Origin of the sequence: Deferrivibrio essentukiensis, assembly GCF_020480685.1 — a bacterium.
In the GTDB taxonomy this organism is placed as follows: Bacteria; Chrysiogenota; Deferribacteres; order Deferribacterales; family Deferrivibrionaceae; genus Deferrivibrio; species Deferrivibrio essentukiensis.
Map to the genome: position 1 here is coordinate 23,345 of NZ_JAJAFU010000001.1, position 22,056 is coordinate 45,400.

General features: G+C 36.3%; 22 protein-coding genes. 17 read left to right on the forward strand and 5 right to left on the reverse strand.

Features of this window, described 5'->3' with window-relative positions:
* The first annotated feature begins 3 nt into the window (after positions 1-3).
* The 7 genes from LF845_RS00110 to LF845_RS00140 are packed head-to-tail and all read left to right on the forward strand — an operon-like array spanning position 4 to position 11,358.
* Positions 4-2,496, forward strand: a complete 2,493-nt coding sequence (locus LF845_RS00110; protein WP_242818950.1) for a sugar phosphate nucleotidyltransferase — start codon at positions 4-6, stop codon at positions 2,494-2,496.
* The gene (locus LF845_RS00115) at positions 2,493-4,577 is read left to right on the forward strand and encodes a glycoside hydrolase family 57 protein (protein WP_242818951.1); all 2,085 of its coding nucleotides are present in this window, start codon (positions 2,493-2,495) and stop codon (positions 4,575-4,577) included. Before LF845_RS00110 ends, LF845_RS00115 begins: the two co-directional genes overlap by 4 nt.
* A gap of 7 nt (positions 4,578-4,584) precedes the next feature.
* Positions 4,585-6,618, forward strand: coding sequence for an alpha-amylase/4-alpha-glucanotransferase domain-containing protein (locus tag LF845_RS00120; protein ID WP_242818952.1), 2,034 nt, complete (start codon positions 4,585-4,587; stop codon positions 6,616-6,618).
* A gap of 5 nt (positions 6,619-6,623) precedes the next feature.
* Positions 6,624-7,634 carry a galactose-1-phosphate uridylyltransferase gene (locus LF845_RS00125; protein ID WP_242819138.1) on the forward strand — a complete coding sequence of 337 codons (1,011 nt, stop codon included), beginning with the start codon at positions 6,624-6,626 and terminating at the stop codon, positions 7,632-7,634.
* Entirely contained in the window at positions 7,631-9,040 is a 1,410-nt protein-coding gene (locus LF845_RS00130; protein ID WP_242818953.1) for a glycogen synthase, read from the forward strand. The genes LF845_RS00125 and LF845_RS00130 overlap by 4 nt, the downstream gene beginning before the upstream one ends.
* Positions 9,041-9,049: 9 nt before the next feature.
* The gene (locus LF845_RS00135; RefSeq protein WP_242818954.1) at positions 9,050-9,781 is read left to right on the forward strand and encodes a DUF4912 domain-containing protein; all 732 of its coding nucleotides are present in this window, start codon (positions 9,050-9,052) and stop codon (positions 9,779-9,781) included.
* Complete coding sequence (locus tag LF845_RS00140) at positions 9,778-11,358, forward strand: glycoside hydrolase family 57 protein (RefSeq protein WP_242818955.1); 1,581 nt, start codon at positions 9,778-9,780, stop codon at positions 11,356-11,358. The genes LF845_RS00135 and LF845_RS00140 overlap by 4 nt, the downstream gene beginning before the upstream one ends.
* A gap of 54 nt (positions 11,359-11,412) precedes the next feature.
* Here the strand turns inward: LF845_RS00140 and LF845_RS00145 are convergent, their stop codons facing one another.
* From LF845_RS00145 to LF845_RS00165, 5 genes are read right to left on the reverse strand one after another with little or no spacing between them, the layout of a single operon-like run.
* Positions 11,413-12,312 carry a hypothetical protein gene (locus tag LF845_RS00145; RefSeq protein WP_242818956.1) on the reverse strand — a complete coding sequence of 300 codons (900 nt, stop codon included), beginning with the start codon at positions 12,310-12,312 and terminating at the stop codon, positions 11,413-11,415.
* A 43-nt stretch (positions 12,313-12,355) separates the two neighbouring features.
* Positions 12,356-12,673 (reverse strand): hypothetical protein, encoded by a 318-nt coding sequence (locus LF845_RS00150; protein ID WP_242818957.1) that lies wholly within the window; start codon positions 12,671-12,673, stop codon positions 12,356-12,358.
* 3 nt (positions 12,674-12,676) lie between these two features.
* Positions 12,677-13,234, reverse strand: coding sequence for a glycogen-binding domain-containing protein (locus tag LF845_RS00155; RefSeq protein WP_242818958.1), 558 nt, complete (start codon positions 13,232-13,234; stop codon positions 12,677-12,679).
* Position 13,235: 1 nt separating this feature from the next.
* Positions 13,236-13,685: an RNA polymerase sigma factor gene (locus LF845_RS00160; protein ID WP_242818959.1), complete on the reverse strand. Its 450-nt coding sequence runs from the start codon at positions 13,683-13,685 to the stop codon at positions 13,236-13,238.
* A 42-nt stretch (positions 13,686-13,727) separates the two neighbouring features.
* Positions 13,728-13,979 carry a hypothetical protein gene (locus tag LF845_RS00165; protein ID WP_242818960.1) on the reverse strand — a complete coding sequence of 84 codons (252 nt, stop codon included), beginning with the start codon at positions 13,977-13,979 and terminating at the stop codon, positions 13,728-13,730.
* Between the two features lie 121 nt (positions 13,980-14,100).
* On the opposite strand from LF845_RS00165, the gene LF845_RS00170 reads away from it, so the two are divergent.
* The 10 genes from LF845_RS00170 (at position 14,101) to flgK (ending at position 22,049) form a co-directional block, all read left to right on the forward strand.
* Positions 14,101-14,739: a hypothetical protein gene (locus LF845_RS00170; RefSeq protein ID WP_242818961.1), complete on the forward strand. Its 639-nt coding sequence runs from the start codon at positions 14,101-14,103 to the stop codon at positions 14,737-14,739.
* Positions 14,732-15,496, forward strand: coding sequence for a flagellar basal-body rod protein FlgF (flgF, locus tag LF845_RS00175; protein ID WP_242818962.1), 765 nt, complete (start codon positions 14,732-14,734; stop codon positions 15,494-15,496). Before LF845_RS00170 ends, flgF begins: the two co-directional genes overlap by 8 nt.
* Before the next feature lie 12 nt (positions 15,497-15,508).
* Positions 15,509-16,294: a flagellar basal-body rod protein FlgG gene (gene flgG / locus LF845_RS00180; RefSeq protein WP_242818963.1), complete on the forward strand. Its 786-nt coding sequence runs from the start codon at positions 15,509-15,511 to the stop codon at positions 16,292-16,294.
* A 3-nt stretch (positions 16,295-16,297) separates the two neighbouring features.
* Positions 16,298-17,140, forward strand: a complete 843-nt coding sequence (flgA, locus tag LF845_RS00185) for a flagellar basal body P-ring formation chaperone FlgA (protein ID WP_242818964.1) — start codon at positions 16,298-16,300, stop codon at positions 17,138-17,140.
* An 80-nt stretch (positions 17,141-17,220) separates the two neighbouring features.
* A complete protein-coding gene (locus LF845_RS00190) occupies positions 17,221-17,937 on the forward strand; it encodes a flagellar basal body L-ring protein FlgH (RefSeq protein ID WP_242818965.1) in 717 nt (238 codons plus the stop codon).
* Between the two features lie 11 nt (positions 17,938-17,948).
* Positions 17,949-19,034 (forward strand): flagellar basal body P-ring protein FlgI, encoded by a 1,086-nt coding sequence (locus LF845_RS00195; protein WP_242818966.1) that lies wholly within the window; start codon positions 17,949-17,951, stop codon positions 19,032-19,034.
* Positions 19,034-19,387 carry a rod-binding protein gene (locus LF845_RS00200; RefSeq protein WP_242818967.1) on the forward strand — a complete coding sequence of 118 codons (354 nt, stop codon included), beginning with the start codon at positions 19,034-19,036 and terminating at the stop codon, positions 19,385-19,387. The genes LF845_RS00195 and LF845_RS00200 overlap by 1 nt, the downstream gene beginning before the upstream one ends.
* A gap of 95 nt (positions 19,388-19,482) precedes the next feature.
* Complete coding sequence (gene flgM / locus LF845_RS00205) at positions 19,483-19,773, forward strand: flagellar biosynthesis anti-sigma factor FlgM (RefSeq protein ID WP_242818968.1); 291 nt, start codon at positions 19,483-19,485, stop codon at positions 19,771-19,773.
* A gap of 32 nt (positions 19,774-19,805) precedes the next feature.
* Positions 19,806-20,285: a flagellar export chaperone FlgN gene (gene flgN / locus LF845_RS00210; protein ID WP_242818969.1), complete on the forward strand. Its 480-nt coding sequence runs from the start codon at positions 19,806-19,808 to the stop codon at positions 20,283-20,285.
* A 12-nt stretch (positions 20,286-20,297) separates the two neighbouring features.
* A complete protein-coding gene (gene flgK, locus LF845_RS00215) occupies positions 20,298-22,049 on the forward strand; it encodes a flagellar hook-associated protein FlgK (protein WP_242818970.1) in 1,752 nt (583 codons plus the stop codon).
* The last annotated feature ends 7 nt before the right edge of the window (positions 22,050-22,056 follow it).

Sequence of the window (22,056 nt, forward strand, 5' to 3'; positions counted from 1 at the left end):
ATTATGAAAGCGATAGTTATGGCCGGCGGGTTTGGCACGAGGATTCAGCCTCTTACCACTTCTTTACCAAAGCCGATGTTGCCAATTTTAAATAAACCGATGATGGAGTATATAGTTACAAAATTACGTGATGTCGGAATAACGGAAATAATTATTCTTCTTTATTATAAGCCTGACGTTATTAAAAGTTATTTTGGTAAAGGGGAAAAATTTGGAGTAAATATCAAGTACATTTTGCCGGACAGTGATTACGGCACAGCCGGGGCGGTCAAAAAGGCGGAAAAACTTGTTGGCAATGATGATTTTATAGTCATTAGCGGAGATCTTGTGACCGATTTTGCTTTGAATGAGATAACAGGATTTCACAAGCTCAATGATGCTTTTGGCACTATTTGCCTGACTCAAGTGGAAGATCCTTTGCAGTTTGGTGTTGTTATTACGGATAAAAATGCCAAAATCTTAAGATTTCTTGAAAAGCCCGGCTGGGGAGAAGTATTTAGCGATACTATAAACACAGGGATTTATGTATTCAAATCGGAAGTTTTTAAATATATACCTGAGGACAAGCCATTTGATTTTTCAAAAGATCTTTTTCCGGCTCTAATGTCAAGGAATATCGATCTTTATGGATTTACTGCAAAAGGTTATTGGCGTGATGTAGGTAACCCAGTTTCTTACAGAGAAGTTTTTCAAGACATATTTTCAGGTGCATTAAATCTTAATATAGGCCAGGTTGTCCATGATTTAAATCATGCAAAGGTCTACTGCCTTGAGGATTGTTCATTTGATGAGTCTAGTGTGAGCGGTATCGTTTTTATGGGGAAAAATGTTAAAATTGACCCGAAAGGGATTGTTAAAAACAGCAGTATAGGTAGCAATGTTACAATAGGTAAAAATTGTGTCATAGAAAATTCGGTAATCTGGGATAATGTTGTGATAAATGACGGCTCTGTGATAAACAATTGTGTCATATGCAACGATGTAATGTTGGGTAGAAATGTAAATATATTAAGAGGCGGGATTATTGCAGAGCATACCGAAGTGGGGGACAATGTAACTTTTGAAAAGGACATAATGGTCTGGCCTAACAAACATATTGAGAGCGGCTCCATACTAAGCTCCAACCTTATTTGGGGGGACAAGTGGAAAAAATCAATATTTGAAGGCGGAAAGGTTTCAGCAAGGACAAATGTAGAGTTATCTCCTGAGATGGCAGCCAAATTAGGAGCTGCCGTTGGCAGTGCGCTTTCCAAAAATTCTTATGTAATTTTAAGCAGAGACTATCACAGTGCGTCAAGAATGATAAAGAGGTCTTTTTTGGGTGGGATACTTTCAACAGGAGTTAATACTTACGACTTAAAACTTGCTACCCCTTCAATGGCAAAATGGTACATGAAAAATCTCAATGCTTCGATGTGCATATATTTCAGGCAATCTCATATATCATCCACGGATACGGAGATAACATTTTCCGATGGGGACGGAATGCCAATCGATTCAAATATGGAGAAAAATATTGAGCGGATATTTTTTCGTGAAAATTTCAGAAGAGCTACTCACGAAGATATCGGTAAGTTGATTGATCTACCTCCAAAGAGTGATGAATATATTGCTAATATTTACAATAATCTTGACCTTGATTGCATAAAAAGGGGGAATTTTAAGATAGTAATGGACCTTTTCAATGGCACAGGCTCTACTATTATCCCTTCCATTATGACAGGTGCAGATATTGAGACTGTAGTATTGAACGCTTATTTTGATGAAAAAAAGTTATCAAGGAGCTTTCAAGGGATTCATGACTCGATGAGTCAGGTTTCACAAATCATAAAGACTTTAAAGGCAGATTTAGGTTTTATTATTTATCAAAATGGAGAAAGATTGCAGATTTTTGCTGATAACGGTCTTGCACTTTCGCACGACAGGGCTGTAATGGTTATTTTAAAACTGTTAAGCATGTCTACTGAAAAGAGATTAAAAGTATATTTGCCGATAATGATGCCAACTGTTTTGGATAACGAGTTTGAAAATATCGATATCGTTAGAGGTAAATCGAGCGGGCTAAAATATGATTTTCTCAAAGAGTTTAATTTTATAGGTTGGGATAAACTCTTTATGAGCTTCCCAAAATATGCCATCTGCCCTGATGCCGCTTTTAATGCTTTGAAACTTCTCGAGCTGCTTGCAAAGACCGGAAAATCATTGAGTGAAATAGAAAAAGATATACCTGAGTATCACTATGCACATAATATAATTAGTTGTCCGTTAAGTAAGAAAGGCTACATTATGAGGAAGATGAGTGAAGATGCAATGGATAAAGATGCTTCTTATATTGACGGGGTCAAAATAAAATTCAGAGATTCGTGGGTACTTATGATACCCGACCAATTTGCCGCAGATGTTCATCTTTATGTTGAAGCAAAGAGTGAAGAGAGAAAAGAGGAATTGTTGAAGGAATATATTGAAAAGATAAATACTTGGTTAATGGAAGAATGAAAAAACTTTATCTTCAATTTATATGGCATATGCATCAGCCATATTACAAAGAGGCATCAACGGGCGAGTATTTGCTCCCTTGGGTGTTTTTGCACGGTATAAAAGATTATTTGGAAATGCCTCGATATTATGAACTTTATGATATTAAGGGGACATTCAATTTTGTCCCTTCACTGCTTATCCAATTAGAAGATTACAAGAGTGAAGATGTAAACGACAGACTTATCAAATTAATTAAGAAAGACGTCAAAACTCTCGAAGATAAAGAGATAGAATTTCTTGTCCCATCCCTTTTTATGGCAAATTTAAAAAATATGATTTCATCTTCTGTCAGATACAAAGAGCTTTATGACAGATATTCCGGCAGTGAAAAATCTGAGAATAAGCTTTTCATTTTCAATAGTCAGGAGATTTTGGATTTGGAGGTACATTTTCTTATAGCTTGGACAGGCGCCTTTATTAGAAGTGAGTCATCATTTATAAAGTCATTAATTGTAAAGGACATGAACTTTACTGAGGATGATAAGAGGTCTCTTTTAAAGATTCTTTTTGGTAAAATTTCTTATATTTTTGAGTATTATAAAAAACTTTCGGATATGGGGCGAATTGAATTAAGTGTCACCCCTTATTATCATCCTATCTTCCCCCTCTTGTTAGATATGAATTGTGCATATGAATCAAAAAAAGATATTAAATTACCTCTGGAAAATCTGCGACTTGATGAGGATGCTAAATGGCACCTTAATGAAGGGGTTAAAGAGTTTGAAAGAATTTTCGGGGTAAATCCTACCGGTGTTTGGCCTGCGGAAGGCTCTGTCAGTGATGAAACAGTTACAATTTTTTCTGATAAGTTTAAATGGTGTGCCACGGACGAAGATGTGCTTGGTAATTCCCTCGGAATAGATTTGAAAAGGAGTGACAACAGAAAGAGACTTTATAAGAGGTACATTTTTGGGGATGAGAAGATTTCTGTGTTTTTTAGGGATAAGTACTTAAGTGATTTAATAGGGTTCACTTATGCAAATATGGAGCCTGTTGAGGCTGCATGCGATTTTATAAAAAAATTGCAGCATATTTATGAAATATGTGATTTTGATCCTATAGTTTCCGTAATATTGGATGGTGAAAATGCGTGGGAATTTTACAAAAATAATGCGTTTGATTTCTTTTCGGCACTTTATGAAAGGTTGATGAAGCTTGATTTTATACAAACAGTTACCCCTAAAGAGATGTTAAAAGCTGATGGGGTAAAATTAAAAAAGGTTGTTGCCGGTTCTTGGATTTACGGTGACTTTACTACATGGGTGGGGCATCCTGAAAAAAATAAAGCATGGGAATATTTGTATGAAGTGAAAAAAGATTTAATTAAATTAAAGGGGGATGATAATATTGAGGAGGCGGAAAAGTTTTTACATATAGCAGAAGGGAGTGATTGGTTTTGGTGGTATGGTGATGATCACTACACTGTGCAAGCTGGAACATTTGATTATCTTTTCAGGAGCAATTTGATTAATGCTTATAGGCTGTTAAATGAAAATGTCCCCGGATTTTTGTATGAGCCAATAAAGAAAAATGGTAAATCTATCCAAAGCATATCAAAGCCGAAAAACTATATATATCCTAAAGTAAATGGTAGAATTGACAGCTATTTTGAGTATCTTGGCGCAAGTCGTGTTAATTTAAAATACGATATGTCATCCATGAATGTAGGGGAAAGTATATTAACCTCACTTGTGTGGGGTTTTGATGAGAGGAATTTTTACTTTTGTCTTGAGCTTGACAAAGAAAAGGTCAATGAGGATGACACATTTGTTGAGCTCAAAATTTTATCCCCATTTGAGCATGTTATTAAATATTATTTTAAAAATGGTAAAATAGAATCAAGTATTTCAGATGATTTGTTTCAAATTGTTTATGAAGAGGTTCTTGAAGGGTCTATTGGGTTAAATTTATTTGAAACTAAAAGGGTGAGCATTTCATTCTGTGTTGTCCGAGGTGGTGCTATTTTAGATAGGGCACCTGTGTATAATCCGCTCGAAATAAAATTAGACAGTCTTGATTCAAAAGATTGGTTAGTATGAGGTAATTATGGGAATACCTGTATTGTTTGGTATCCACTGCCATCAGCCGGTGGATAATTTTAAAAATGTGGTTGATGAGATAATTGAGAAAAGTTACAAGCCTTTTTTTGAAAAAGTTTTTCCACACAAGTGGTTTAAATTTTCGGTACATTTTAGCGGCTGGCTACTTAACTATATAAGGGTGAATTCCCCTGAAACTTTTCAGCTGATGAAGAAGCTTGCTAATGAGGGGAGAATAGAATTTTTTACGGGTGGTTTTTATGAGCCTGTGTTATCGGCTATCCCCAAAAAGGACAGAATAGGGCAGATAGCAAAACTTTCAATGTTTATAAAAGATTACTTTGGTCAAAAACCAAAAGGGTTGTGGCTGACCGAGCGTGTATGGGACCCTTCCATTATTCCTGATATTGCTGAATGTGGTGTTGAATATATGTTGGTGGATGATTACCACTTTCTTTCCGTCGGATTTCATAAAGACAGTTTGAATGGATATTTTCATACGGAGCAGGACGGATATTTAATGAAACTTTTTCCAATAGACCAAAAGTTAAGGTATTTTGTTCCTTTTAAGGAGCCTGAAGTTATACTGAATTATCTGAACGATGTTGAAAATAAGGGTGGCTATTGCGGTATATTGTTTGATGACGGAGAAAAGTTTGGCGTATGGCCTAAGACATATGAGTGGGTTTATGAAAAAGGGTGGTTTGATAGATTTATGTCCCTTTTTGCAGACTCTGAGCATAAGTTTAAATTATATTCGGAGTTTGCCGAAAAAAATAGGCCGAATGGCTTTGCTTATCTTCCTCTTACATCTTATATGGAGATGGGGGAGTGGTCACTTTTTGCGGATAAATTTATAGAGCTTAAAAATCTTGAAAATTTTCTAAAGACAACGGATTACAAAGATTGCATAGAGACATTTGTCAAAGGTGCAATATGGAAAAATTTTCTGGTCAAATATCCTGAATGCAACCAAATACACAAGCGAACATTGAAGCTTTCCAAAGAAAACAAAGGGGATAATGAAAAATTGACAGACTTGATTTACAGGGCACAATGCAATGATGTGTTGTGGCACGGTATCTTCGGAGGGATTTATCTGCCAAATTTGAGGGATAATGCGTATAAATATATTATTGAGGCAGAATCGATAGTTGATTTAGACAAATCAAAAATAGATAATATTTACGAAGAAGATATATTGATGGATGGTTACAGGCAAGTTGTAATTAACACAAAAGGATTAAAATATATTTTCAATACAGGTGTTGGGGCCGGTTTAATGTCCTTAGACTTGAAAAATTACGGACTAAATCTTCAGAATACAATAAGCAGAAGGTTTGAGGGTTATCATAAACAACTTTTGGACGACAGAAAAGAGGCAGTAGAGGATACCGGAATTAGCACAATTCATGAAATGAGTGTGGAGTTGTCTGAGGATGTGAAAGGTAAGATAGCTTTTGACTGGTACAATAGATACTCTTTTATTGATCATTTTATTGAAGAGTATGATTTTAATGCGGTAAAAAGATGTGAATTTAAAGAATTGGGAGATTTTACTAATCAGCCGTTTGAATATACAATATCAAAAAATAATGTGAGATATTTTAGAGATGGTGGAGTTTATAAAAATGGAGAAAAACACAACACAACAGTTTCTAAATCTTTTAATGCAATAGATAAAGGGATATCCTTTGAATACGAAATCGTTACAGATTATGGAAATATTTATTATATGCTTGAGTTAAATTTTCATTTTTTTGACAATGAAAAAGTTACTTTAGATGGCAATTCATTTGAAGGTATATTTGACGGCAAGAATAAATATCTAATATGTTCAGAAAATCCAGAGCTTAAAATAGAGATAAATTTTAGTAAAAAAACTCCTATTGCTGCAATAGGATACAATGTAGAAACGGTATCACAATCTGAGTCAGGCGTAGATTTGACGTTGCAGGGGCTCAGCCTGAATTTTATATTTAAAGTGGAAAAGGGGATTAAGTTTAATGGTGAACTTTTGTTTGAAGGGGGACAGTTTTGACAGAGATGAGATATAATCCTTTAAGCGGTGAATGGATATTGGTTTCGCCGGACAGAGGTGAAAGAGGTGATTATTTTGTTCATGAAAAGGATAATGACCATTTTGAACAATCAGGATGCCCTTTTTGTCCGGGCAATGAATCTCAAATAGGGAATGTTATATATAAAATAGAAGACAGAAAGATGTATTCAAATGAGCCTATTTTAAAGGTTATACCTAATAAATATCCTGTTTTTACCGTTGAAAAAATTCCTGAGTCTTTTTCTGTGGGCCCTTATGATTATCATTCGACAGTGGGTGCTCACGAAGTCATAATAGAGAATATGAAACATTCACTCCCTCTTTATGAATATACAGAGCAAAATTGGGTTGACCTTTTTGAAACAGTTAAAGTGAGAGGATTAGACCTTAAGAATGACATAAGGATTAAATTTATATCTTTTTTTAAAAATTACGGTTTTCTTGCGGGCGCTACAATGAAGCACTCTCATTCTCAAATAGTGGGGATGCCTGTAATACCCCACAGAATTACGGAAGAGCTTGAGAGGGGAAAAGATTTTTATGAAGAGAAAAACAGATGTATTTTTTGCGATGTTTTGAAATTTGAAAGATTTTCAGAAAGGGAAATTGTTACGACAAAATTTTTTAGTGCTTTTATCCCCTATGCTTCAAGGTATCCTTTTCAGCTTGACATATATCCGCTAAAACATGGACATGATTTTTTTTGCATTACAAAAGAAGAGAATTATGACCTTGCCGGGCTGTTTAAAAATATATTTGAAATATATCATAACGCTTTGGGAGATATACCATTAAACATCATACTTTACACATCCCCCTTAAATCTTGATGGTCCAACGGCTGATAAATTTAAATACATAAATCTTTTTTATCATTATCACATAAGGATAATCCCGCGAATTAACAAATACGGAGGGCTGGAGTGCGGTTATGGTCTTCATGTCAATCCTGTTCCCCCTGAAAAGGGAGCTAAAATATTAAAAGGTGAGATATGAAAATTGTGCATATAGCAAGTGAGGTTTATCCATTTTCAAAGACGGGTGGGCTTGCGGATGTTGCATATTCTTTGCCGGTCTCTCAAAAAAAGCTCAAACATGATATTTATGTCATTACCCCTTTGTATAAAGGTATTTTGGAAAAGTTTGACAAAATAAAATATACCGGGAAGAAGACCTGGGTGGATACAGAGCTTGGTGTTTTTGAGTTTGGGATTTTTAAAACAAAGATGAATGGGGTCACTTTTATCTTTTTGTCAAACATATTTTTGTTTGAAAGAGGAGGATATTATGGCGAAGACGGGAAGGATTATCCCGATAACTTTTTGATTTTTGGAGGTTTTTCCAAAGCAGCACTTAACGTTGTAAAATATATTATAGATGGCGCTGATATAATTCACTGTCATGATTGGCAAACTGCACTTACCCCTGCACTTTTGAAGACTGAATATCAAGATGTTGAAGCAAATATAGTTTTGACAATCCACAACCTTGCATTTCAAGGACTATTTAAAATTGAAGATGTTTTAAAATTAAAGATAGACCCTTGGCTGTGTGGGTTTGAAGGGCTTGAATTTTACGGGTTGGCAAACTTTTTAAAGGCAGGCATTTTGATGTCTGATTTTGTGACTACCGTAAGTCCAACATACTCTCAAGAGGTTATGACTCCTGAATACGGTTTTGGCCTTGAAGGGGTTTTGAAAAAATGTTCTTTTAAGTTTGCAGGGATTTTAAACGGACTTGATTATAAGATTTGGAATCCTAATACAGACCCTTTTATTGTTAAGAAATATAATAAGAGAAGTTACAAAGATAAAATTTACAATAAAATAGAGCTTTGCAAAAGATGTGAAATGGTCGAAGATTTGCCGCTTTTTGTATTTGTTTCAAGGTTTACGGAGCAAAAGGGGATTTCAATTCTTATTGATGCTTTAAAGGTATTTACTGATGAGGCTAATTTTATTTTGCTTGGAGATGGGGATAGCATTGTAAAACAGAAGCTTGCATTACTTGATAAGCGTAAAAATGTAAAGATATTTTTTGGATACAAAGAAGCCTTGGGCAGACAGATGTATGCCGGGGGAGATTTTTATTTGATGCCTTCAAAATTTGAGCCGTGCGGAATATCTCAGTTAATTGCAATGAGATACGGTAGTGTCCCTATTGTCAGAAAAACAGGGGGGTTGAAAGATACTGTAAAGGATTTATATTTTGAGGGTGGACACGGTATTGTTTTTGAAAATTACTCTTCAGAAAAGCTCATTGAGGCAATATGGAGAGCAATTGATGCTTACAATTCCGCATTATTTGATAAGCTGATTTTGAACAATATGAAAAAAGATTATTCTTGGGTGAATACTGCCAAGGAATATGTTAGAATGTATGAAAATGTTTTATATAAATAGGAGGGCACTGTGAAGTTTGAACAGCTTAGCAAGAAAGAGCTTTATGCCAAAGCAAGAGAGCTTGGTATAAAGGGGCGAGGGAGGATGACCAAAAGTCAGCTTGTTAGTGCCATAGCTAATTTTTATAAAGCTGATGAGCTGCTACAAAGGTCTGCACCGGTTGATGGCATACATTTTTATCAAGTGGGATATGAGACTAAAGATGTAAGTGAAAAAAAAGAATTTGTGGCGCCTGAAACCAAACAACAGGAGTATGTTATCCCTGAAAAGTATGGTTTTGATTATGTATATGTTTTGCCTATAAATCCTATATCGGTTCATATCTTTTGGGAAGTTACGGAACAATCTTTAAAAAATTTTTCATATGAGTTTGGGATAAAAGAGCCAAAGCTTTGTATTAAGCTGATTTATGATGGCGGAGAATACATTATTAAAGATGTCGCAGATTTCGGAAGTTATTACTTTTCAAGTGAGTTTATTGTGAATAAAAAGGTTTGGGCTGAGATAGGCGTGCTTAATGAAGATGAGTTTTATGCCATTGCTGTCAGCAACGAAACAATAATCCCTTCAGACACTATTTCGGTAGAAGAGGGGGAGTTGTTTATGTTAGTCAAAGATAATATTACCAAAATAATCAATATTTCCCTTGGCGGGGATGCAAAAGGGTTAGATAGCAACCTGATTGCGAAGGGATTATTAAACAATGTAATTTCTTCAAAAAAGTTTAGAGGGGAAAAATGAAAACATATTGGATGTTGGTATTACATTCTCATTTGCCTTTTGTTAAACATCCTGAATACGACTATTTTTTGGAAGAACATTGGCTGTATGAGGCTATTACGGAATGTTACGCTCCGCTTCTGATGAATTTTGAAAAACTTTTGGATGAGGGGAGAGATTTTAATGTGACTATTTCACTTACCCCTCCACTTTGCGAAATGCTCAGCGATAAGTTTTTGATGGACAGGTATCTTAAATATTTGGGCAGGACTTTGGAGCTTTGTGATAAAGAGGTTAATAGGACGAAAAATGAATTTGAATTTAACAGACTTGCTCAATTTTATAAAGAAAGAATTTCTTCAATAAAGAGATATGTTTTTGAACAGCTTGGTGGCAATATTTTAAATGGTTATAAAAAATTTATGCACCTCAATAAAATAGAAATAATTACATGTGGTGCTACTCATGGTTTTTTACCGTTTATCAGTGTCAATGAAAAGGCTGTCAATGCACAGATAAAGATTGCGGTGGAATCCCATAAAAAACATTTTGGGATTCAGCCTAAAGGTATATGGCTTCCAGAATGTGCTTATTACGAAGGGCTTGATAAGATTTTGGCGGAAAATGGGATAAAATATTTCTTTGTAGATACTCACGGTATTATTTTTGGTAAGCCAAAGCCTGTTTATGGTGTTTATGCCCCTGTATTTACCCCTGAAGGGGTGGCAGCATTTGGAAGGGATGTCACTTCTTCAAGGCAGGTTTGGAGCTCAAAAGAAGGGTATCCTGGGGACTACAACTATAGAGATTTCTATAGAGATGTGGGTTATGATTTGGATTTTGATTATATAAAGGATTATATTGTGCCTGACGGGACAAGAGTTTTTACGGGGTTAAAATATTATAAGATTACCGGTAACACGGAGCATAAAGAGCCTTATAATCCTGAAGTTGCATTTAACAGGACAATTGACCATGCAAGACATTTTGTTCACGAGAGGGTAAATTTTGCGGGAGAAGTTTCCAAATATATGGACAGACCTCCTCTTATTGTATCCCCTTATGATGCGGAGCTTTTTGGCCACTGGTGGTTTGAGGGGACAGATTTCATATATAATCTTTTCAGAGAGCTTTCATACAGGGATGATGTTATTTCAACTACGCCTATGAAATACCTTAATGAATTTCATACAAATCAAATAGTTAAAGTAAACCCATCTTCATGGGGTGACAAAGGTTACTTCGAGGTATGGCTTAACGGGGCAAATGATTGGATATATCGCCACCTTGTGAACATGAGCAATTTTATGACGGAAGCTGCGACCAAATTTGGTGATTCAACAGATAGAAATGTGATAAGATGTTTAAATCAAATGGGTAGGGAGCTACTACTTGCTCAAAGTAGTGACTGGGCTTTTCTTATGACGACCGGCACTGCAATAGAATATGCCGTAAGGAGGACAAAAGAGCATATTCACAACTTTTTGAGAATCCACTCTATGTTGGAAAGTGGGGATATCGATATAGAGTATGTTTCTGCTCTTGAGTTTAAAGACAGTATTTTTTCAGACTTGGATTTGAGAAAGTTTTACAAGTAAAAAAGGGGGATATCCCCCCTTTTTTGATAGTTGTTTTATTAGAAGCGACTTGCATTACATACCTTTTCCACCGCCGCCGTGACCGCCGCCATTTCCGCCACTACCACCGCTACTACCACCACTGCCACCATTTCCATTGCTGCCACCGCTTCCGCTGCCCATTCCTGAGCTATCACCGTAGCCTGAACCCATATTACCGCCGTTTCCGTTTCCAGAGAGCCCCTTTGAAATATCGCTACTTTTTGCTCCCATTTGAAATCCGTTTTGCATATTTTGGGCTAATTGATTAGCATCTCTTGTTTTTGCCATAGTTTTAAACTGATTCCTTATTTCCGCAAGTTCACCTGCATTATAGCCTTTTTCGATTGCTTTTGTCATAGTTTTTTCTATCAGGTTTGATTGCACTCTTGCCCTTGACATATCTTTTACGCATTCTGTTATTTCGGCAGCTAATTCAGGCTCACTTTTTAATTGACTGTGGGACATGATATTTTCCATGGACTGTTTACTTATTCCTGCTGCCAAAGCATCGGCAATGTTACCCATTATTTTGCTTTTTGTTTGCTGATTAAAAGCCAATTGCTCCGTTAATTGTTTGGCATAGCTGTAACGTTCTGTGAGCTGATTAAGTGCATTTTCAAGCTGTGCTTCATTTGCCCTTTTTGCAAGCCCTTCCATTACCTTTTCAGCTAAAGGCTCAGCGGGCAAACCTGCCTGGTGAGCTTGAGCAATTTTGCTTAAAACTCTTACCTTTACTTCTTCTTGCATCTGACTCTGGACAACTGCATTATAGGCATTGAGCATAGTTTGGTTGTTAAGTCCTATGGAAAGATTGGTTTTTAGTTGCTCTTTTACCAGTGTTGTTGCTTTGGTTAAAAGTTCATTTTCGTTAGCTTGTGCAAATGTAATATTTGCTGTCACTGTGAGTATTAATACTATTAGCATTTTTTTCATAGCTACCTCCTTCTGATATATAAACTGCGGTACGGAGAAAAGGTTACATATCAAATATGCAGTTGTAACCTCCAAAATCGTCATATTCGATTAATGGGCAGTCCGCCTTTATTAAGCCTGTTTCATCGGTAAAGAAATATTTAAATTGGGATGCTTTTTTCACTTCATAATAATATCCGAAACTTGTTTTACTCATTTTGTGAGGGGTATATCCGTCCAAACTGTAATGGAAAGTCGGCTCTGACTTATTTTTTAAAAAGAGGACTATTTTGTCCGTATCAATCTTAATGCTGTGGGTGGAGCACCCAGAAAAAAGTCCTGCTATAATAAATGATAGGATTAATAAGTAGGTTTTATTCATTTGCTATACCTCCAAAACGGAATTTATATTTCCAAAGTCATCCTGCTCTATAAAAGTGGATGTGGGATCAGCCAACACTTGACCGTCAGCAATTATGGCATATTTGTGTTCCCCTTTGGTAAGAGGGACAGTTATTTCCCAATAGTTGGAGTTATTTATTCTTTTCATCGGGATTTTATGCCAATTTGTAAATGTCCCGGAGAGCTCTACATTGCTTGCACTGTCGTTGTAAATTACAAATCTATATTCTTTTTGAATGTTATTTTTGCTAACAGCTTCAGGTTTATTCGCAGTTATTTTGCTCCCTAAAAATGCTAACCCTATGAAAAAAAGTGCAGCTACTGCCAAATGAATAAACTTGCGTGATCCCCTATATTTTTCAACATGAAATTGCGGAGGGGTCTTTTTATTGAGTTTATCCCTAAATAATATTTCAGAGTCCAACATCTCTATAGTTTCAGAATAAAAGGTATCATCCACTTTTACGTTGACTACAAATTCCCTTTTCTCAGGCAGCGTAAGCTCATCATCTATAAATTGGCTTATTAAAATTTCTTTCATGCTAACCTCCTTTTAAAGTATTTTGTATCTTTTTTCTTGCCCTGAAAATTTTTACCTTGATATTAGAGACTGAAATCCCGGTAATAGCGCTTATTTCATCATATTTAAGCCCATCTACCGCGCTCATAAGGAATAATTTTTTTTCTTCGTCATCAAGCAGCGCCAAAAGAGCATCGGCTTCCATTGAATTATCACTACCTGTTTGTTCATATGATAATGTTATATTTTCAGTATTAATATGTTTTTTATTTCTATTGTATTCATCTATAAATAAATTTTTGCCAATCTTGTAAAGGAGCATAGGGGAAAGCTTATCTTTATATTTTTTTAATATTTTGAAGTAGGTTTCTTGGAATATATCATCAGCAAGGGCACTATCTCTTGTCAGAGAAAGGAGGTAATGGTAGAAACCTTTTTTCGTTTGATCAAAAAAAACCTGAAATTTATCCATAAATTGTAGTGTAATATTAAAAGGGTGGCAGTCCACCCTCTTTTATCTGCTTGTGGCTCCAAACCCTGTGCCATCTTTTGGCTGAGGCTGAGTGCCGTCTCCATACCCTTTGCCGCTGCCGTCAAGAGCTCTGTCCCCTGTCTTAAATCCGTTTTGAGTCGAGCTTCCACTATAGCTGTGCATTGAGGCTTTTCCGTTTGAGCTCCCTTTTGAGCCCCCTTTCCCTTTTGCAAAAGAGTTTACTGAAGTAAATGTTAACAAAACTACAACCATTAAAGCAATCGTTTTTTTCATTTTTTACCTCCTTGATTTGATATCTATAAAACTGTGCAAAAGAGAAAAGGTTACAAAAAATATTTAAAATTGATTTTTTATTTTGGCATTTATGTTGCTAATATTTATTCAGGAGGAAATTATGAGGAAACTTTTTCACCTGATTATAGTTTGTATGTTGATTATCTCAATTTATGGGTGCAGTGCACTTAAAACAAATGTCAACGATGCAACAGACCTTGTTTTTTCGGCAGATACGGGTGTACTCCTTATGGCTGCACTGATAGAGATGAATACTAATTTTTCATCCCTAATATACGATAAAACAAAAGCAAAATTTAAAGACTACTCCTTTGTCGCAAATAAAAAAATCGAGCTTAAAAAAAGATTTTTTGTGATTCCTCCAAAAAATTATTTGGGAGAATACGATTTTGAGACAAAGAGACTGGTGGAAAATGTTATCGTTTTAAATAAGCTTGGGGAAGTGACACAGGAAGCCGAATTGGCCGATTATGTAATAATATTAAATTTTGATGAGTCTATTACAAAAGTTTTCGGGGAAAATTTTATCAGGGAAGAGATAACTGTTTTTGATAAAAATGATGCTATTGTTTCCCATATGGCAGTTACCGTTCTGTCAAAAAGTGACAGCAATTTTTTTTATTTTCCCGGCAAAGCGGCAAGACCTGTATCATATCTTAAAATCAAAGGTTTAGAATATTTGATAGATAAAACTTTTCCAAAAGTCTTCGATATGAAAAAAGGGGGGAAAGATGCTTAACGGGCTCTATGTGGCAGCAAGCGGGATGCTTCAAATGGAGAAAAAGCTTGATGTTTTAAGTAACAATTTGTCCAACATAAATACAGCTGGTTACAAAATGGATACTCCTACTTTTGAGAGTTATCTGAAAAAAGAAGAGGATTTTCCTCAAGATATTATCAGGCAGAGCAAATATAATCAGACAATTAATGCAGTATCAAGGCTTGCAGAGGTAGCAACCGATTTTTCTTCAGGCAACATAAGGCAGACAGGGAATCCTTTTGACTTGGCACTTAGCAATCCTGATGCTTTTTTTGCTGTTGATACGCCTTTTGGAATAAAATTTACTAAAGCCGGTAATTTTAAAATTGATAATGATGGTTACCTTGTTACTCAGCAAGGGTATAGGGTATTATCAAGAAATGTTGAAAATAATGAAGGGATAAGAATTCCAAACGGAAACATTTCGATTTTGGGGAATGGTCAGATTACGGTGGACGGCACGGTAGTAGATAATCTTTATGTGGTAGAATTTGAGGATAAGTCAAAGCTTCAAAAGACAGGATATAACCTTTTTACTGCGATAGATACCTTACCGGAAGAATCTGAAAACCCACGTGTAATGCAGGGGTATTTGGAGGAAAGTAACATAAATCCGGTCAGGGAGATGGTTAACATGATAAGCACACACAGAGTTTTTGAGACATATCAGAGAGTTATCAGGACAATGGACACCCTCAATGAGAGAGCGGCAAACGAATTGGGAAAAATAGCTTAAGGAGGATAGATTATGTTAAGAGCACTTTGGACAGCAGCAAGTGGGATGACTACCCAACAAATTAATATTGATAATATTGCAAATAACTTAGCAAACGTAAATAATGCAGGGTTTAAAAAATCAAGAGTTAACTTTCAGGATTTGCTATATCAGGAGCTTCGTCCCGCTGGCGCAATAACTGCTACGGGCATTTCTCACCCTACGGGGATACAGATAGGTCTTGGTTCAAATGTTGTGGCAACTGAAAAGATTTTCAGCCAGGGCAACTTCCAGCAAACAGGTAACATGCTTGATATTGCAATTGAGGGGGACGGTTTTTTTCAGGTTACGCTTCCTGACGGCAATATCGGTTACACAAGAGCAGGTTCATTCAAACTCAACAGCGATGGAGATATAGTTACTCCTGAAGGTTATTTACTTGAGCCAACAATAAATATTCCTGAAAATGCCACAAGTATTTCTATCGGGACTGATGGGACGGTTTCAGTTACTTTACCCGGAGAGGTTGAGACATCTGAAGTAGGAAATATCGAGCTTGCAAGATTTATAAACCCATCAGGTTTGAAATCTATCGGGAACAATATCTATCTTCAGACAGGTGCTAGCGGTGAGCCTACGACTGGTGTGCCGGGTGAAGACGGTATCGGTAGCATTGCTCAGGGTGTACTTGAAATGAGTAATGTAAATGTGGTGGAAGAGATGGTTAATATGATTACCGGTCAAAGGGCATATGAGATAAATTCCAAGGCGATTCAGACCGGAGACGAGATGCTTCAGATAGTTAATAATTTGAAATAAGTTATGGTTAGACTTATATTAATTGTACTTTTAACTTACAGTTTGAGCTTTGCAGGCACATTAACTGTCGATACCGATTGTGTTTATCTTGACGAAATAGATAAAATGTTTGAACACAAGCCTGCCTATTGCGGGCTTGAATACAATGAAAGTGTCAATATTTATCTTACTAAAATTGCACAATTGACTAATTACGACATAAAACTTCTCAGACAAAAATTTCCTGAGAAAATAGTCGTAACGAGGAAAGGTGTGCCTATTGAAGAGAAAGAGATTTTCCAAAAGCTAATAAGTGAGCTAAACAGATTTGAAGGCTTAAAATTTAAGGTTAAAAAGATAAATTATAACAAAACTATATTTGCAAGTGCGAAAGGAGAATTTCAGGTCAGAGTAAAAGAAATTCCATTCGGGTCGACTGATGTTTATATCAATAACGGACAAAGAGAGTATCGAATTTATGCATATGTTGAGACATACAAAAAAGGTTTTGTGGCGACAAGCAAGATTGATAAAGGGGCAGAATTTAAAAATAACTATACAGAGCAGCTTGTAAATATAACTAATATCAGGGATATGTTGGCAGATGATTTGGATGAAAAACTTGCCAAATCAACAATCTATACAGGTAAACCTATTTTGGAAAAAAATACCTACAGAAAGCCCGATATTTTTAAAGGTGAAAAGGTAAAAATATTATTCAGAGATAAATTTATTGCTGTCGCAACTGTAGGGGAAGTACTTGAGAATAGTTATATAGGTGAGAAGTTGCAGGTTAAAAATTTGGATTCAGGAAAAATTCTAACTGCTGTATATAAAGGTGAAAAGACCGCACTTGTAGTATTCTGATAGGTAAAAATTTCTCAAAAATTTTGGCATAAGATATGCTATTTCAAATGCAAAGCATAAAAAGTTGTTTGAGGTGGCATATGAAAAAGGGTTTTTTAATAATATTGGCAGTTTTGCTAATCTTTACAGGTTGTTCAAAGAAACCTAAAGTCGATTCCAATGTTTCAAAATTAAGTTACAATGAAGAGGTCGCAAAATATAATAATGCATTGAAGCAAAAACAGCCATCCCCGTCCTTATGGGCCGATGTTGGTAATTCGGGAGTTATGTTTTTGGATTACAAGGGGCGGTCTCTTGGGGACATAATCATTGTAAAGATTATTGAGTCTTCTTCAGCCACTAATTCTAATTCCACAAAAACAAGCAAATCATCTGCATATGACAGCGGTATTACAAATTTAATGGGGCTCCCTTTGAATTTGGGTATGACAAATTTTTTAAAGAAAGGGAATGCATTTGACCCAACCGTAGCAGCAAGCACATCCAACTCTTTTACGGGTTCGGGTGCAAAGAAAAAATCTGACTCGGTATCGGCTACAATTGCTGCAAGAATCGTAGATATTTTACCTTCCGGAAACCTTGTGATTGAGGGGAACAGGGAGATACTTGTTGATCAGGAAAAGCAGACTATCTCTGTAAAAGGTATAATTAGACAAAAAGATATAGATGCAAACAATACGGTACTTTCCACTGCAATAGCCGACGCCCAGATTACATATACCGGAAAAGGTGTATTAAGTGATGCCAATAGGAAAGGGTGGCTTGGCAGTGTAATAGACTGGGTATGGCCGTTTTAAGGGGGGGTAAGATGAAAAAATATTTAATTATCATGATGTTGCTTACTGCGTCCTTTTTAGAGGCGAGCGTAAAGATTAGAGATATCGCAACTATAGATGGGATAAGGGACAATCAGCTTATCGGATACGGACTGGTTGTAGGGTTAAACGGTACGGGTGACAAATCGGGGACTGAGTTTACCATACAATCGTTGGTTAATATGCTTGATAGAATGGGTATAACCGTAGATAAGGCTAAAGTCAGCGTTAAAAATGTTGCTGCAGTTATGGTGACAGCAAAATTATCTCCATTTGCCGGGACCGGTACAAAAGTGGATGTGGTCGTTTCCTCAATTGGGGATGCTAAAAGCCTCGAAGGTGGAACACTCCTTTTGACACCGCTTTCTGCTCCAAACGGTCAGATTTATGCTGTGGCTCAAGGACCAATTTCGGTAGGTGGGATGAATGTCTCTGCGGGTGGTGCAGGTGCAGTAAAGAATCATCCGACAGTTGGCAGGATACCAAACGGTGCATTAATAGAAAAAGAGATACCGTTTAATTTGAGCAGTGATTATTTGAGCTTGAGTTTTAGCAATTTGAGTATTTCAAATATAGTGCAGGCAAAAAATACCATAAACAGATATTTTGCTGAAGACATAGCTGTCATTGCAAATCCTACGACAATAAAGATTATTGTTCCTCAAGAATTTAAAAATAATTATTATGAGTTTGTTAACAAAGTGATTAGCCTTGAAATTCAGCCTGAGACATTCGCCAAAGTAGTAGTAGATGAAAGGACGGGGACTATTGTTATGGGCTCTGATGTTAGGATTTCAACTGTTGCGGTGTCTCATGGTAACTTGACAATAAAGATAACAAATACTGTCGAAGTTTCTCAGCCGGCGCCATTTTCAGAAGGGCAGACGGTAGTAACAAATAATCAAGAAGTCCAAGTTGAAGAAGAGGATGCAAAATTAATGATGATACCCGAAGGTGTAAAAATTAGTGACCTTGTAAAGGCACTTAATGCCATTAAGGTTTCCCCAAGAGATTTAATCGCGGTATTGCAGGCAATTAAAGCAGCAGGAGCTTTGCAAGGTGAGTTGGAGGTAATCTAATGATTAAAAATATAGGTGGAGATAATATAAAGATAGCAGATATTCAAGCAAAAAGGCTTGAAAAGGCGTGTGAAGAATTTGAGGCTATGTTTTACAATATAATTATGAAAACTGGCAGACAGGGGAGTTATGAGTCGGATTTTATAAAGAAGTCTGAAGGTGAAAAAACATTTACTGAGATTTTTGACTTTGAAGTTTCTAAGGCTGCAGCTAAAAATTCCTCAGGCGGTATTAAAGAGATGCTTTTATCCTTTTTTAAGGAAAATTATTCTCAGAGTGAAGGAAAAAAATACTCTATACTCTCGGAAAATGCGTCAAAAACAGTTAAAAATAGCCTGAAAATTATGGCATGAAATTTGGAATATAGAAAGTGAACTTTAAAAGGTTGTAATTTTTGTTAAAGTTATTTAAAATTCTGCCGATTATCCAGTTGTAACTGGAGGAGACTATGAGAATTGAAGACAAAATTAACATTGCTTATGAAAATTTGGGGAAAGCTGTCAAAAAGGATAGTGAGCAGGCTAAACCGAGTGGTAAAGAAAGGACCGCAAAGGATAAGGTCGAGCTGTCTTCTTCAGGCAAGGTTGATAGTCTTGTGTCCAAGGTTAAATCTGCACCGGAAGTAAGAGCTGAGAAGGTTAGTGAGATAAAGAAGCAGATTGAAACCGGTACATATGATTTCTCCGGCAGAAAAGTGGCAGAAAAGATAGTTAATACTGCTGTAGACGACCTGTTTTAAAGTTCACCTAAAGCTAAAAATTGGAGGAAGATATGGAAACAATCCAGAACCTTATAGGTGTGCTTAAAAGTCAACTGAATCTGCTGGAAGAGCTTAACTCTATAATAGAGAAAGAGAAATATTATATAACTCATTGGGACATAGACAAGGTTATTGAGGTTGCAAAGCAAAAGGATACTGTCATTTACAAAGACAGGGTTTTGGATGAAGCCAAAGATAAGTATGTTAAAAAGTATTGCAATCTAAATGGCTTGGTTGGGAATAATCTTAATGACATTATAGATCACCTTTCAGATTCTCCTGAGAAACAGGAATTAATGGATTTGAAAAAAAGACTTACAGAGCTTGCGGCTAAAACTCACAATGAAAATCTTGCCATTAAAGTCCTTTACTCTACAAATCTTAGGCTTATATCAGATTTTTTTGATAAAATAGGAATTTCTACCGGGCATTCTTACAGCAGTAGCGGGGCAAAGGCAGCCAAATTAGCTTCTTTTACAAGAAGCGCATAAAAGGGGATTGGTATGTCCAATATTTTCGGTACTTTATATACCGGTATTTCGGGGCTGATGACATCACAGGCAGGGATTGATGTAACTGGTCATAATATAGCCAATGCCAATACGGAAGGGTATTCAAGGCAGCGTGCCGTTATTTCGACTCAGAATCCTCTCCTTGTAACCCCCGGACCTTTTGGAAGGGGCTCAAAAGTAGAGTACATAGAAAGGACATATGATAATGTTTTGGCTGACAATTTAAGAAGGGAGACATCATCCCTCAGCTATTGGTCTTCACTCCAAACATCTCTTGATGAAGTGTCTATCTATTTTAATGAGCTTGAAAGTGGTTCTGGCCTTGGAGATGCTTTGAAAGACTATTTTAATGCATGGCAAAGCTTGGCAAATACGGCACCGGATAACTCTGACGAGTCTCAGGTTAAGAAGATTGAACTTATTAACAAAACGGATATTTTGACCAGCAAGATTCAGGAAAGTTATACACAGCTTGAAAGATTGCAAGGCACTTCGGATTTTAAAATTGAGCAGTATGTAAATGAGATTAATGATATAGCTGAAAATATAAGGCAGATAAACATACAGATAGGTAAAGTTGAAGCCGGGGAAAATAAGGCTAACGATTTTCGTGATCAAAGAGAGTTACTTCTTAACAAACTGTCAGAGTATGTCAATATAACCACTTCTGAAAGGGATGACGGGCAGATTGCAGTTTTAGTTGGTGGAATTACTCTGGTGGATTCGGATGTAATTAATGAGATATATACTGTCAAAAATGAAGATAATGACAATCATTACGATATATATTGGGGGACAAAAGGGAGCAATAACCCATTGGTGGATATAACTTCTAAAATATATTCAGGCAAACTTGCCGGAGAATTAAAAACAAGGGATGAAACACTAACTTCTTATAAAGGCAAGCTTGATGAGCTTGCTCAGACCCTTATAAAAGAAACCAACAGAATACATTCTACAGGCCTTGGGGTGGAAAGGTTTAACTCCATAACATCTACAAACGGGGTGCAAAGTCCGACATTTATTTTTACAAGGGATGCCGGTAAATTCCCTTATGATATAAATGAAGGGACATTTAGAATTGCCGTCTACAATAGTGAAGGTGAAGTATCAGGGAATTTTGATATCGATATCAACCCTGAAGAGGATAATCTTTATTCGGTAATAGAAAAGATTAACCAGGCAGGGGCAACTGTGGCAAGCGGTAAAATTTCGGCGCAGCTTTCAAGTGGGAATACAATAAAGATTACCGCTGAAGAAGGTTATACTTTTTCTTTTGTGGAAGATACGACAAATTTTTTGGTGGCATCAGGCCTTTATGGCTATTTTAAAGGTTCAGGCGCAAGTGATATTGCAGTAAATGATTTTCTTGCTACCAATCCTAATTTTATAGCAACTGCCAAATCTACCGCACCCGGAGATAATTCAAACGCCCTTGAATTATCAAATTTGAAATTTAGTAAGCTTGTAAATGGGAATTATTCCATTGATGAATTTTACTCGGTTTTTACCACAACCATCGCAGCTGATAAAAATCAAGTAAATACATTTTATGACTCAAAAAAACAGTCTGTTGACCAATTCACCATGAAGTTGGAGCAGATAAAAGGTGTCTCCATTGATGAGGAATTTACAAACCTCATAAAGTTTCAAAAAGCTTACGAGGCAAACGCAAGATTCATTACTGCGGTTGACCAGATGATAGACAAGCTTATCAATGGGGTCGGACTTGTTGGCAGATAGGGGTGAC

Coding starts and splice junctions, on each gene's coding strand:
- LF845_RS00110 (WP_242818950.1), top strand. CDS start 4: ATGAAAGCGATAGTTATGGCCGGCGGGTTTGGCACGAGGATTCAGCCT.
- LF845_RS00115 (WP_242818951.1), top strand. CDS start 2,493: ATGAAAAAACTTTATCTTCAATTTATATGGCATATGCATCAGCCATAT.
- LF845_RS00120 (WP_242818952.1), top strand. CDS start 4,585: ATGGGAATACCTGTATTGTTTGGTATCCACTGCCATCAGCCGGTGGAT.
- LF845_RS00125 (WP_242819138.1), top strand. CDS start 6,624: ATGAGATATAATCCTTTAAGCGGTGAATGGATATTGGTTTCGCCGGAC.
- LF845_RS00130 (WP_242818953.1), top strand. CDS start 7,631: ATGAAAATTGTGCATATAGCAAGTGAGGTTTATCCATTTTCAAAGACG.
- LF845_RS00140 (WP_242818955.1), top strand. CDS start 9,778: ATGAAAACATATTGGATGTTGGTATTACATTCTCATTTGCCTTTTGTT.
- LF845_RS00145 (WP_242818956.1), bottom strand. CDS start 12,312: ATGAAAAAAATGCTAATAGTATTAATACTCACAGTGACAGCAAATATT.
- LF845_RS00150 (WP_242818957.1), bottom strand. CDS start 12,673: ATGAATAAAACCTACTTATTAATCCTATCATTTATTATAGCAGGACTT.
- LF845_RS00155 (WP_242818958.1), bottom strand. CDS start 13,234: ATGAAAGAAATTTTAATAAGCCAATTTATAGATGATGAGCTTACGCTG.
- LF845_RS00160 (WP_242818959.1), bottom strand. CDS start 13,685: ATGGATAAATTTCAGGTTTTTTTTGATCAAACGAAAAAAGGTTTCTAC.
- LF845_RS00165 (WP_242818960.1), bottom strand. CDS start 13,979: ATGAAAAAAACGATTGCTTTAATGGTTGTAGTTTTGTTAACATTTACT.
- LF845_RS00170 (WP_242818961.1), top strand. CDS start 14,101: ATGAGGAAACTTTTTCACCTGATTATAGTTTGTATGTTGATTATCTCA.
- flgF (WP_242818962.1), top strand. CDS start 14,732: ATGCTTAACGGGCTCTATGTGGCAGCAAGCGGGATGCTTCAAATGGAG.
- flgG (WP_242818963.1), top strand. CDS start 15,509: ATGTTAAGAGCACTTTGGACAGCAGCAAGTGGGATGACTACCCAACAA.
- flgA (WP_242818964.1), top strand. CDS start 16,298: ATGGTTAGACTTATATTAATTGTACTTTTAACTTACAGTTTGAGCTTT.
- LF845_RS00190 (WP_242818965.1), top strand. CDS start 17,221: ATGAAAAAGGGTTTTTTAATAATATTGGCAGTTTTGCTAATCTTTACA.
- LF845_RS00195 (WP_242818966.1), top strand. CDS start 17,949: ATGAAAAAATATTTAATTATCATGATGTTGCTTACTGCGTCCTTTTTA.
- LF845_RS00200 (WP_242818967.1), top strand. CDS start 19,034: ATGATTAAAAATATAGGTGGAGATAATATAAAGATAGCAGATATTCAA.
- flgM (WP_242818968.1), top strand. CDS start 19,483: ATGAGAATTGAAGACAAAATTAACATTGCTTATGAAAATTTGGGGAAA.
- flgN (WP_242818969.1), top strand. CDS start 19,806: ATGGAAACAATCCAGAACCTTATAGGTGTGCTTAAAAGTCAACTGAAT.
- flgK (WP_242818970.1), top strand. CDS start 20,298: ATGTCCAATATTTTCGGTACTTTATATACCGGTATTTCGGGGCTGATG.